8 protein-coding genes are annotated in these 11729 nt (G+C 73.4%); 4 read left to right on the forward strand and 4 right to left on the reverse strand.

Annotated features, from left to right (window positions below):
* Positions 1–280: 280 nt before the first annotated feature.
* Positions 281–3001: a sugar-binding domain-containing protein gene (locus ABZ576_RS12675; protein WP_360739325.1), complete on the forward strand. Its 2721-nt coding sequence runs from the start codon at positions 281–283 to the stop codon at positions 2999–3001.
* A gap of 82 nt (positions 3002–3083) precedes the next feature.
* Here the strand turns inward: ABZ576_RS12675 and ABZ576_RS12680 are convergent, their stop codons facing one another.
* Positions 3084–4535 carry a hydrolase gene (locus tag ABZ576_RS12680; RefSeq protein ID WP_360739327.1) on the reverse strand — a complete coding sequence of 484 codons (1452 nt, stop codon included), beginning with the start codon at positions 4533–4535 and terminating at the stop codon, positions 3084–3086.
* Between the two features lie 275 nt (positions 4536–4810).
* Here ABZ576_RS12680 and ABZ576_RS12685 point away from each other — a divergent pair, with 275 nt between their 5' ends.
* Positions 4811–5074 carry a GlsB/YeaQ/YmgE family stress response membrane protein gene (locus ABZ576_RS12685; protein ID WP_360739328.1) on the forward strand — a complete coding sequence of 88 codons (264 nt, stop codon included), beginning with the start codon at positions 4811–4813 and terminating at the stop codon, positions 5072–5074.
* A 216-nt stretch (positions 5075–5290) separates the two neighbouring features.
* On the opposite strand, the gene ABZ576_RS12690 is transcribed toward ABZ576_RS12685, so the two are convergent.
* A complete protein-coding gene (locus ABZ576_RS12690) occupies positions 5291–6145 on the reverse strand; it encodes a GNAT family N-acetyltransferase (protein WP_360739329.1) in 855 nt (284 codons plus the stop codon).
* A 312-nt stretch (positions 6146–6457) separates the two neighbouring features.
* A complete protein-coding gene (locus tag ABZ576_RS12695) occupies positions 6458–7174 on the reverse strand; it encodes a chaplin (RefSeq protein WP_360739331.1) in 717 nt (238 codons plus the stop codon).
* 281 nt (positions 7175–7455) lie between these two features.
* On the opposite strand from ABZ576_RS12695, the gene ABZ576_RS12700 reads away from it, so the two are divergent.
* Together ABZ576_RS12700 and ABZ576_RS12705 are read left to right on the forward strand one after the other, a co-directional pair.
* Positions 7456–9048 carry an alpha/beta hydrolase gene (locus ABZ576_RS12700; protein WP_360739333.1) on the forward strand — a complete coding sequence of 531 codons (1593 nt, stop codon included), beginning with the start codon at positions 7456–7458 and terminating at the stop codon, positions 9046–9048.
* 227 nt (positions 9049–9275) lie between these two features.
* Complete coding sequence (locus ABZ576_RS12705; RefSeq protein ID WP_360739334.1) at positions 9276–9824, forward strand: DUF4232 domain-containing protein; 549 nt, start codon at positions 9276–9278, stop codon at positions 9822–9824.
* A 51-nt stretch (positions 9825–9875) separates the two neighbouring features.
* Here the strand turns inward: ABZ576_RS12705 and asnB are convergent, their stop codons facing one another.
* Positions 9876–11717, reverse strand: coding sequence for an asparagine synthase (glutamine-hydrolyzing) (asnB, locus tag ABZ576_RS12710; RefSeq protein ID WP_360739336.1), 1842 nt, complete (start codon positions 11715–11717; stop codon positions 9876–9878).
* Between the last annotated feature and the right edge of the window lie 12 nt (positions 11718–11729).

An 11729-nucleotide genomic window follows, 5' to 3' on the forward strand; every position in this document is an offset into this window, starting at 1 on the left:
TCGTTGAGAGTGTCGGTCATGAACGAAAGCCTCCCCGGCGGACAGGGTTCCGGCCGGGGAGGATCGTCTCGACTCCGGTAACTCTATCTCGTCTGCGGGGCGTTGCGCCCGCGACCCCGACGGCCCGCACCGCGCACGGCACCGCCGTCGAGTGCCGGACGGGGGGAACCGCGACTCCGCTCGGGCGCCGGCGCGGCGCGGGTCGTTGACGCCGCCCGGGGGGCGCCCTAGCGTGCGTCGGATTAGTAAAGTTTCCTAACTTTACGAGCCTGGAGACCCCGTGTTCCTTCGCCCCTCCCTCGGGCACCGGTACGTCGTCACCGTCCTGGTCCTCGGTCTGCTCGGCACGCTCACCTCCGCCGCCCGGCCCGGCGACCGGCCGCCGGCGCCGGCACCCGGGCCCGCCCGGGTCACCCGTGTCCCCTCCGCCGCCGGCACCGGCACCCCGCTGTCCGGCTTCGCCGTCCAGTCCACCGCGAAGGTGAGCGACTCCGCGGCGGCCGTGTCCTCCCCGGGCTACCCGGCGACGGGCTGGTACCCGGCGGGCCCCCGCTCCACGGTGCTGGCCGCGCTCCTGGCGAACGGCGTGTACGCCGACCCGTTCCACTCCACCCAGCAGCAGAGGATCCCGCGGGCCGCCTTCGAGGTCCCCTGGTGGTACCGGTCCGACTTCACCGTCGAGGACACCCGGCAGCGCACCGTGCTGGACTTCAGCGGAGTCGTCTCGGCGGCCGACGTCCACGTCAACGGCCGGCGGGTGGCCGAGGCCACCGAGGTGGCCGGTGCCTACACCCGCCACGAGCTGGACATCACCTCGCTGGTCAGGCCCGGCACGAACACGGTCGCCTTCCGGGTGCGGCCCAACGACCCGAACGAGCACCTCACCATGGGCTGGCTGGACTGGCTGCAGCCGCCGCCCGACCGGAACATGGGCCTCGTCCGGGACGTCGTGGTCCGCCGGAGCGGCCCGGTCGCGCTGCGCGACGCGCACGTCGTGACGAAGCCGGCCCTGCCCTCGCTCGCCACGGCCGACCTGACCGTCGAGGCCCGGGCCCGCAACGACTCCGGCACGGCGCTCACCGCGCGGATCTCCGGCAGCATCGGCGGGACGCGGTTCACCACCTCGGTGCCGCTTGCCGCCCACGAGACGAAGACCGTCACCTTCTCCCCCGCCGACGTGCCGGGACTGCACCTCGCCTCGCCGAAGCTGTGGTGGCCGGCCGGAATGGGCGGCCAGACGCTGTACGACCTCGACCTCACCGCCACCGTCGACGGTGCGACCTCGGACACCGCGCACGAGACCTTCGGCATCCGTGACGTGCAGGCGCAGCTGAACTCCGACGGCGCCCGCCAGTACCGGATCAACGGCCGCAGGCTGCTGGTCAAGGGGGGTGGCTGGTCACCGGACGAGTTCCTGCGCTGGGACCGCGGCTACGCCGAGGACCGCCTGGAGTACGCCGTCGACCTGGGCCTGAACACGCTCCGTCTGGAGGGTCACCTGGAGCCGGACGAGTTCTTCGACCTGGCCGACCGCCACGGCGTGCTGGTGCTCCCGGGCTGGGAGTGCTGCGACAAGTGGGAGGGCGAGGTCAACCCGAGCGGGTCCGGGAAGAAGTGGACCGAGGCCGACCGCAGGATCGCGAAGGCGTCCATGGCCGCCGAGGCCGCCCGGCTGCGCGGCCATCCGAGCGTGCTCTCCTTCCTGATCGGCAGCGACTCCGCCCCCGACGCGGCGATCGAGAAGGGCTACCTGGACGCCCTGAGGGCCGCCGACTGGCCCGTCCCCGTGATCCCCGCCGCCTCCGAGGCCGCCTCGCCCCAGTTGGGCCGCTCCGGCATGAAGATGACCGGCCCCTACGACTGGGTACCGCCCGGCTACTGGTACGCCAAGCGCGAGGGCGGTGCCACCGGCTTCAACTCCGAGACGAGCGCGGGCCCGAGCATCCCCACCCTGGACACGCTGCGCCGGATGCTGACGCCCGCGGAACTCGACACGCTCTGGAAGGACCCGGCGGCCAGGCAGTACCACCGCTCGCCGTCGTCCGTCTTCGGCACCCTGCGGATCTACGACAACGCCCTCTCCGGCCGCTACGGCGCCCCCACGGGCCTCACCGACTACGTGCGCAAGGCCCAGCTGGCCCAGTACGAGAACGTCCGCGCGCAGTTCGAGGCGTACGGCCGCAACGCCACGGACAAGGCCGGTCCCGCCACCGGCGTCGTCTACTGGATGTTCAACAGCGGCTGGACCTCGCTGCACTGGCAGCTGACCGACCGCTACCTGGACCAGAACGGCGCCTACTACGGGGCGAAGAAGGCGAACGAACCGCTGCACGTCCAGTACTCCTACGACGACCGCTCGGTCGTGGTGGTGAACAGCAGGCACGCCGCCGAGCGGGGCCTCACCGCCCGGGCCACGCTCTTCGACCCGGACGGCACGCAGAGGTACGACAGGACCGTCACCGGGATGACGGTCGCGGGCGACGGCGCCCGCTCCACGGCGCTCACGCTGCCGGCGTCGGTGAGCGGTCTGTCGCGGACGCACCTGCTCCGGCTGGTGCTGACCGACGCGGGCGGCAAGGAGGTGAGCCGCAACGTGTACTGGCTCTCCACCCGCCCGGACGAACTCGACTGGGACCACACCGACTGGTGGCACACGCCGACGACGAGCTACGCCGATCTCAAGGGGCTCTCCGCCATGGCGCGGGTGCCGGTGACGGTGACGGCGTCGACCGAGTCGTCCGGCGGCCTGTCCACCACGACGGTGACCCTGCGCAACACCGGGACCGGTACCACCCCGGCCCTGTTCACGGACGTCCACCTGGTCGACGCCCAGGGCCGGCCGGTACTGCCGGTGCGGTGGTCCGACAACGAGGTGAGCCTGTGGCCGGGTGAGTCGGTGACTCTGACCGCCGTCTACCGGACGGCCGGCCTGCACGGTTCCGCACCGGGGGTGCGCGTCTCGGGCTGGAACACGGCCGAGCGGTCCGTCCCCGCGAACTGACCCGGCCGGCCCGCGGCGGAGGAAGAAGGACGAAGGAAGAAGGAAGAAGGGGCGGGCCGGCGCGGCCCGCCCCCCTCGCGGCTCAGCCGACGGTGAGCGCGGTGTCGTCGATGACGAACGACGTCTGGAGGGTCGAGCCCTCGGTGCCGGTGAACTTGATCGTGACCGTCTGGCCCGCGTAGCCCGCCAGGTTGAAGCTGCGCTGGGTGAAGCCGCTCGCCGCGTTCAGGTTCGAGTAGGTGGCGAGGGTCGACAGCACCGTTCCGCTGCTGTTGAGCACCTGCGCCTTGAGGGTGTCGTAGGCCGTCGAGGTGGTCGTCTCGGCGGTGTCGACGTGGAGGTGGAAGCTGAGGGTGGCGCTCGTGCACCCGGCGGGGATGGTCACGGTCTGCGCCAGGGTGTCGGTGTGGGCCGCGCCGTAGCCGTTCAGCCATGCCTTGTAGGAGCCGGTGCGTGCGGCCTCGCCGGTGTCGTCGGTGATGACACCGGCGGACGCGGTCCAGGAGGTGGCGCCGGACTCGAAACCGGGGTTGGCCAGCAGCTGGGCGGCCGTGCAGGTGCCGCCACCGCCATCACTCCCGCCGCTGCCGGCGCCCGCACCGGCCAGCCACGCGGTGGCGTTGAGGGCGAGGGGCGCGTTGGTGGCGCCGGAGTCGTTCCAGCCGTCGTAGAGGGTGTTGCCGGACTGGCCGGTGCCGTCGTCGACCGGGGAGCTGTCGCCCCAGAAGGCCACCCGGCCGCTGCCGAAGGTGCTGGTGGCGAAGAAGGCGCCGGTGTTGCCGGAGTAACCGGTGCGGTAGAGGAGCCCCTTGACGCTGGGGTTGTCGGCGGGCTTGAGGGTGGCGGTCGTACCGCTCGCGATGAGGCTCTTGGTGACGGTGCCGAAGGAGCCGTGCAGCACCGGGTCGGTGCTGTCGGCGATCGCCGCCGGGTGGTCGGAGCCGATGCTGAGGGAGTCGACGGAGAAGCCGAACGGGTCGGTGGAGTCGACACTGTTGTTCGTCATCAGGTCGTTGAAGATCTCGACCGCGTCGTAACCGTCGTTGTTGCGGTCGGCGCCCGTGTGGTCGGAGATCATGAACAGGCCGCCGCCGTTCTTGACGAAGTTCATGATCGCCGTCTTCTCGGCTGCCGTGTACTTCGTGTTGGGTTCGGGCAGCACCAGCGTGTCGAAGTTCGCCAGGTCGGTCGCGGACGTGCCGCCGTAGGTCAGACCGGACCCCGAGGGCAGCGTCTTCAGGCTGTAGCCGCCGGTCTTCTGGAGCGCCACGCCCCAGGAGGACAGGGCGCCGGTCCAGTCCGTCTCGGCGGACGGGGAGGAGTCCTGGCCGAGCGGGTCGGGCTGGCTGGTGGAGATGATCCAGTCGGCGTTGCCGGCCGTCTCGGCGTGGGCGTTGTCGAACAGGATGCGGTGGGTGGTCGCCGCGTGGGCGGGGGTGCCGGTGCCGAGCTGGGCGGCCGCGCCGGTGAGCAGCAGCCCGAATCCGGCCAGGGCGGTGGTGCATCTGCGGCCGGATCTCCTGGATCCAAGCATCCGTCGAACCTCCATGAGGGGTGGGGAGAGGCGGTGCGGGCGCCAAGTCTGCGCGCGTAGAACCCGCTTGGGGTTTCCTCCACGCGTCGAATGATTGAAAGGTACATGGCATGAAGGGGCGGTGAACAGGGCCTTCCGGCGGCGGCCGGGGCGGCGTGGTTCCGCGCGCAGCGGGCAGACGCCCCGTCGGGCGGAGTGCGCGACCACGTGCGTCGAGGAGTGTCGGTACCCGACGAGCGTGTCGGAATCTGTCGAAGCGTCAAGGAGGCACGGCCATGGAGATCTCGGGCGTCGTCAGCGCCATCCTCATCGGCGTCGTCATCGGTGTGCTGGGCCGGCTGGTCGTCCCCGGGCGGCAGCACATCGGCGTCCTGTGGACCGTCGTCGTCGGCATCGCGGCCGCGCTGCTGGGCTCGGCGATCGCCGCCGGGCTGGGGGTCGCCGACACCGGGGGACCCGACTGGATCGAGTGGTTCGTCCAGATCGCCCTGGCGGCCCTGGGGGTGGCCGCACTGAACCGCACCCCCATCCACCGCTGAGCCGGCCTCTTCGTACGGCCCGACGACGAGATCGACGCCGGCCGGGCCGGTGGCCGGAAGAAGCGGACACCGTCCGGAGCGGGCGGCTCGGACGAGGCGGACACCGGCCGGGGCGCGGTGCCGAGCGCGAGGCCGGCGGCCCGCCGGTCACCCGCCGCCCCGCGATCACCCGCCGCCCCGCCGGTCACCCACCGGCCGGCCGGACTCTCCCTGCGGTCAGCCCAGTTCGAGCGTGGTGACGCCGAACACGCGTTCCTTGGCGTGGGCGCGCACCGGGCCGGTGTACATGCGGGCGGTCTCGAACGAGGGGCGCAGACCCGCCGCCTCGGCGAGGGCGACGCCGGCCGCGTTCGGCTCGGGCACGTCGAGGGCGACCTCCCGGCCCGCGGCAGCGGCGGCGAGGGCGGCGAAGAGGGCCTGCGCGTCGTCGGCGGTGTCCGCGAAGAGGGGGCCGATGCGCAGGGTGTCGTGGCCGGGGCGGAGCACGCCGTAGCCGGTGACGCGCCCGCCGTCCTCACGGACGAGGGCGTGGTGGCCCGGCGTGGTGAGCCAGGCGGCGAGGAAGCGGGGACGGTCGGCGGGGTGGCAGGCGCTGTCGTAGGCGGTGAGCGCGGCCAGGTCGGCGGGGACCGCGGGGCGGATGCCGGTGGGCGTCCCGCCCTCCACCGCGGTGCCGGTGAACCGGATCGTGCGGTGGGCGAGTTCGAAGCCGGACTGGCGGTAGTTGTCCTGCTGGGCGACGACTCCGTCCAGGCCGATGACCCGGTTCCCGGCGTGCGCCAGGGCGGTCTTCCACGTGGTGAGGCCGTGCCCGTGGCCGCGCAGGTCGGGGCGGACGAGGTAGCAGCCCAGGAAGGCGAAGGCGGGGCCGTGGTTGACGACGGAGACGGCGGAGACCGGCTCCCCGTCGATGCGGCCGAGGAAGAAGCCGTCGGGGTCCTGGGCGAAGAACGCGGGCCCGTCGGACAGCCCCGGATTCCACCCTTCCGCCGCCGCCCAGGCGCTGATCACCGGCCAGTCGGCGAGGGTGGCCTGCGTGACGACGAGGTCGTGGGGGGCCGCTGCGGTCATCGGCGCGCTCCGTTTCCGTGAGGGTCTGACGGTCGTACGGCCCGGCACCCGGCCTGGCCGCCCGCAGCATCCTTGCGGATCAACGAGGCCCACGCCACGGGGAGATCGGCCGATACGGCAGCACGGGGTGACCGGTCGTGCGGTGGCGGACACCGGTGGACCGCCGGGCGGACCGGCAACCGGCGGAACAGCGGCCGGCCCCACCGTGGCGCGTCAGGACACCGGTGATACCGCCGGGCGGCCCGGCGACCGGCGGAAGCGGCCGGTCCGGCCCCACCGGGGCGGGTCCGGTGGGGCCGTGCGGGGTCCGGGTCAGCGGGGGCGGCCCGGGCGGAAGCGGCGGTAGAGGATCGCGCCGGTGACGAGGAGCGCGGCGCTGCCGGCGACGGCCGGAGCCGTGACGTCCGCTCCGGTCCGGGCCAGCGTGGGCGCGGCCGCGCGCGGGTGCGGGGCGGGGTGGGACCGGGCCGGGGCCGGGTGCCCGGGGGCGCGGGGTGCGGGCACCGTCGCGGGCGGGCTGGCGGGCGGGGCGGCGGGGTGGTCGCCGGGGCCGTTGACCGACTGGTTGCCGAAGGCCGGGTTGCCCAGGCCGACCACGTCGACGGTGTTGCCGGAGACGTTCACCGGCAGGTCGACCGGGAGCTGGATGCCGTTGCCGGAGAGCACTCCGGGCGAGTCCGCGGTGCCGCCGTGGGCGGCCGCGCCGCCGGACGCGGACGCCCCGCCCTCCTTCCCGGAGCCGCCGCCCTTCCCGCTTCCTCCGGCTTTCCCGGAGCCGGTGTTGGCGCAGGTGTTGCCCGCGGCCGGGTTGAGCAGCCCCACGACGTTCACCGTGTTGCCGCAGACGTTCACCGGCACGTGCACCGGCAGCTGGATGCCGTTGCCGGAGACCAGCCCGGGCGAGCCCTCCGCCGAGCCCCGGGCGTCGGCGCCGCCGGCCGCGAAGGCGGCGGACACCGGCAGCGCCACGGCCATCGCGCCGGACGCGGCGGCGACGGCGATCACACCGTTTCGGGTAGCCCGTCTCATAGGTTCCTGCCTTCCAGACGTCGTCACGGGCGCACGCCCGCACCCTGGAAAACGTTGACGAACCAATCGGAGTTATGGCTTATCGGTCTTTCACCCCATCGAGCGGCACTGTCATCGAACGGGATGTAAAGCCGCACAATGATCAACAACGGTCACGGAGGGCGCGGAGGATACGACGGAGAGTGCCATTCCGCTGGTCCGGAGGCGGGTCGTCCGGGGCCCGCTTATGGTGATCCGAGGGCGCCGTCCCGGTCCGCGGCGGGCGCCCCGGGAGGCTATCGATGCTGGTCAAGCTGTGCACACGGCCCGCCGTGCGGCGCTGCGCGGGTACCTCGGCACTCGCCCTCGCGCTGCTCGGCGCCGGGCTGCCCGCGGCTTCCGGCGACCAGCCGGAGCCGGACCTGTCCCGGTTCTACCGGCAGAAGGTGACGTGGGCCGCCTGCACGGGCCCGGACATGCCGAAGGACCTCCAGTGCGGGAAGGTCACCGTGCCGCTCGACTACGCCGAACCGCGCGAGGGCACCCTCGACGTGGCGCTGGCCCGCTACCGCGCCACCGGCAGACCGCAGGGTTCGGTGGTGCTGAACTTCGGCGGCCCGGGCGGCGCCGGGGTCCCCGAACTCGCCACCAGCGGCAACGAGTTCATGGACCTGACCAAGGGCTACGACGTGGTCACCTTCGACCCGCGCGGTGTCGGCCGCTCCTCCCCCGTCAGCTGCGGCGAGGGCAGTGACGAGATCGCGGCCCTGGCGGACGAGGACGCCGACATCAGCCGTCCGCAGGCGCTGTTCAAGCAGCTCCGGCACGCCGCCGACGAGTGCGCCCGGAACTCCGGCCCGGTACTGCCCCACATCGGCACCGTGAACGCCTCCCGCGACCTGGACGTGATCCGCCAGGCGCTCGGCGACGACAGGCTCAACTATCTGGGTTTCTCCTACGGCACCCGGCTCGGCGCGGTGTACGCGGCGCAGTTCCCCGGCAAGGTGGGCCGGCTCGTCCTGGACGGCGTGGACACGCTGGCCGAACCGCTGTCGGAGCAGGGGATGGCGGGCGCCCAGGGGCAGCAGACGGCACTGGACGACTTCCTGGACTGGTGTACGACGGACCTCGGCTGTCCGTTCGGGCAGGACCGGCGGGCGGCCGGGGACGAGGTGCTCCGGCTGGTGCGCTCGCTCGACGAGAATCCGGTGCCCACGGACTTCGGCGGCTCGTTCTCCGGGCAGGACCTGGTGGGCGCCATCGGGCAGGCCCTCTACAGCCGGCAGCTGTGGCCCTCCCTGGAGCGGGCGCTGGCCTCGCTGATCGAGGACGGCGACACCCGGCGGGTCCTGGCCTTCTCGACGGGCGGCATCGGTCTGCCGCGCGGGGACGGCGGGCTGATCGACGCCGAGGACGTCCCTGCGGACAACCTGCCGGCCGCGCTGATGGCGATCAACTGCGCGGACGACCCCGACCGGCCCGCCGCGGCACGGCTCACCAAGGACCTGAAGGAGCTGCGGGCCGCCTACGAGCAGGCGTCCCCGGTCTTCGGCCGCTACCGGCTCACCCAGCTGCTGATGTGCTACGGCCGGCCCAAGGGGACCGACTTCATCCGCGAGGAGGTGCGGAACGTGCACTCCGCGAAGATGCTGCTCGTGGGCACGCGCGGCGACCCGGCGACGCCGTACCGGTGGACGGTGGAGACGGCCCGCCGGCTCGGCCCGTCGGCGGTGGTGCTCGACAACAAGGGCGAGGGCCACACCGGGTACTCCTCCTCCAAGTGCGTGCACCGCAAGGTCGACGACTTCCTGCTGTATGGCTCGCTGCCCCCGAGCGGCAGCTCGTGCCCGGCGGACGCGGCCGGCGACGACGGCACCTCGGACACCACCGGCTGAGGGCCCCGCACGGCCGGCCACAGCAGCGGCGGGCCGGCCGGGAGAACGGCGGGCCGCCACGGGAGCGGCGGGCCGGCCACAGCAGCGGCCGGCCGCACGAGTGCCGCGATCGGGTGACAGCCGCGAACCGGGGCAACCCGCCGGCCTCCGCGCTCGTCACCCTGAGCGGGCGTGCTCGCGCCGCGCCCTCCCATCCCTTGCCGCCACAGCCCCAGGGGGACACCGCCATGCGCATCCGTGCCGCCATCGCCGTACCCGCCGTCTCGGCCGTCGTCTCGGCCGTCGTCTCGGCCGCCGCCGCGGTCCTGCTGCTGACCGCGCCGCAGAGCCGGGCCGCCGCCGGCCCCGACCGGCCCGTCCGCTGCGCCGAGAAGTCGCTGACGCTGCGGGCCCAGGCCGCACCCGGCGACCCGACCGTGCTGCGGGCCGCCGTCACCAACCGCGGCGCCCGCGCCTGCCTGGTCGACCGCGTGCCCACCGTGACCTTCGGCGACCTGGACGGGGCCGCGCTGCCGATGCCCCCGGGAGGCATCGGGACGTACCGGCTCGCCGCGGGGGGCACGGCCTACGCCGACGTCCGGACCATCGCCGACCCGGCAGACCCCGAGGCCCGCCGGGTGGACGCGGTCACGGTCGCGGCGTCGGCCGCGCAGTGGGGCCAATCCTTCACCGCCGCGCGGCTCGGCACCGGGCGGCAGGTGCTCGTCTGGGAGCCGGTCACCACGTGGTGGCAGCGGTCGGCGAAGGCCGCGGACCGGATCATCGGGCTGCGCTGAGCAGGGACACGGGCGGGCCGGACCCGCTCGGCGCCGGTGGGGGCGGGTGGCTCAGGCGAGCGCCAGTTCCGGTGAGTAGAGGTCCAGCCAGCCGGCGAGGTCCAGGGTGCGTTCCAGGTCGCGCCGGGCCGCCTGGGTGCTGACCGGAGCGCTCCGCTCGGCCGCCTGACGGACCCGTTCGCGGTCGACGAGGTCGAAGACGCGGTGGGAGGGCCGGGCGAGCAGTTCCTTGACCTGGTCCTGGAGCGCGCGGGCGTACCGCGGGTCCTGTGTCGACGGGTAGGGGCTCTTCACCCGCTCGTACACCGAACGCGGCAGGACGTCCGCCGCCGCCTCCCGCAGCAGGCTCTTCTCGCGGCCGTCGAAGGACTTCAGGGCCCAGGGCGCGTTGTAGACGTACTCGACCAGCCGGTGGTCGCAGAACGGCACCCGGACCTCCAGGCCGACGGCCATGCTCATGCGGTCCTTGCGGTCGAGCAGGGCGCGCACGAAGCGGGTCAGGTGCAGATGGCTGATCCGCCGCATCCGGTACTCGAAGTCGCTCTCGCCGTCCAGCCGGTCGATGCCGGCGACGGCGGTGCGGTAGCCGTCGGCGACATAGCCGTCCAGGTCCAGGGACTTGGCGAGGTCGGCGCGCACCACGCCGGCGTCCTCGCCGAAGTGGCGGCCCATGGTCGCCAGCCAGGGGAAGGTGTCCGCGCGGCGCGCCTCCTCGTCGAAGAACTGGAGGTAGCCGCCGAAGACCTCGTCGGCGGACTCACCGGACAGGGCCACCGTGGACTTCTCCCGGACGGCGCGGAAGAGCAGCAGCAGCGAGGCGTCCATGTCGCCGAAGCCGGCCGGCAGGTCGCGGGCCCGGATGACCCGCTCGCGGACGGCGGGGTCGGCGAGGGACTGGGCGTCCAGCACGATGTCCTGGTGGTCGGTCCCGGCGAGCCGGGCGACGTCGTGCACGAACGGGGTGTCGGGGGTCCCGCGCAGTTCGTCGGCGACGAAGTGGTCGGCCTGGCCTGCGAAGTCGACGGCGAAGCTGCGCACCTTCTCGCCCTGCGCGGCGAGCTGCCGGGCGGCCAGCGCGGTCATGGCCGAGGAGTCGAGCCCGCCGGAGAGCAGGGTGCAGCGCGGTACGTCGGCGACGAGCTGGCGGCGCACGATGTCGTCGAGGAGTGAGCGCACGGTGGCGATGGTGGTGGCGCGGTCGTCGGTGTGCGGTCGGGTCTCCAGGCGCCAGTACACGCGGGTGGACAGGCCGGAGCGGTCGACGGTGACGACGGTGCCCGGCTCCACCTCACGCATGCCGTCCCAGACGGCGTGTCCCGGGGTCTTGACCATGACGAACAGCTCACGCAGGCCGTCCAGCGTGACGCGGGGCCTGACCAGCGGGTGGGCGAGGATCGCCTTGGGCTCGGAGCCGAACAGGACGCCGTCGGCGGTCGGCCGGTAGTAGAAGGGCTTGATGCCCATGCGGTCCCGGATCATCACGAGCTTGTCGTGCCGGCCGTCCCAGACGGCGAACGCGTACATGCCGTTGAGGCGTTCGGCGACCGCGTCGCCCCACTCCAGGTAGCCGTGCAGCACGACCTCGGTGTCGGAGTCGGTGCCGAACCGGTGGCCGCGGTCGCGCAGTTCCCGGCGCAGTTCGGTGAAGTTGTACGCCTCTCCCGAGTAGACGAGGGCGACGGTCCCCTCGGGCGTCGGCAGGGACATCGGCTGACGGCCGCCGGGCAGGTCGATGATGGCGAGCCGGCGGTGCCCGAGGGCGGCGGGACCCTCGGCCCAGGTGCCGCGGTCGTCCGGGCCCCGGCAGGCCATCGTCTCGGTCATCGCATGCAATGCGGTGGCCTCCGTGGTCAGGTCACGGTCGAAGGAGACCCACCCGGTGATGCCGCACATGCCCTGCCTCCT

This window comes from Streptomyces sp. NPDC013455 (assembly GCF_040632975.1).
Classification (GTDB): domain Bacteria; phylum Actinomycetota; class Actinomycetes; order Streptomycetales; family Streptomycetaceae; genus Streptomyces.

Bases quoted from the DNA above. Each gene is read 5' to 3' on its own strand.
- ABZ576_RS12680 (WP_360739327.1), bottom strand. From the start codon at position 4,535: ATGCTTGGATCCAGGAGATCCGGCCGCAGATGCACCACCGCCCTGGCC.
- ABZ576_RS12685 (WP_360739328.1), top strand. From the start codon at position 4,811: ATGGAGATCTCGGGCGTCGTCAGCGCCATCCTCATCGGCGTCGTCATC.
- ABZ576_RS12690 (WP_360739329.1), bottom strand. From the start codon at position 6,145: ATGACCGCAGCGGCCCCCCACGACCTCGTCGTCACGCAGGCCACCCTC.
- ABZ576_RS12695 (WP_360739331.1), bottom strand. From the start codon at position 7,174: ATGAGACGGGCTACCCGAAACGGTGTGATCGCCGTCGCCGCCGCGTCC.
- ABZ576_RS12700 (WP_360739333.1), top strand. From the start codon at position 7,456: ATGCTGGTCAAGCTGTGCACACGGCCCGCCGTGCGGCGCTGCGCGGGT.
- ABZ576_RS12705 (WP_360739334.1), top strand. From the start codon at position 9,276: ATGCGCATCCGTGCCGCCATCGCCGTACCCGCCGTCTCGGCCGTCGTC.
- asnB (WP_360739336.1), bottom strand. From the start codon at position 11,717: ATGTGCGGCATCACCGGGTGGGTCTCCTTCGACCGTGACCTGACCACG.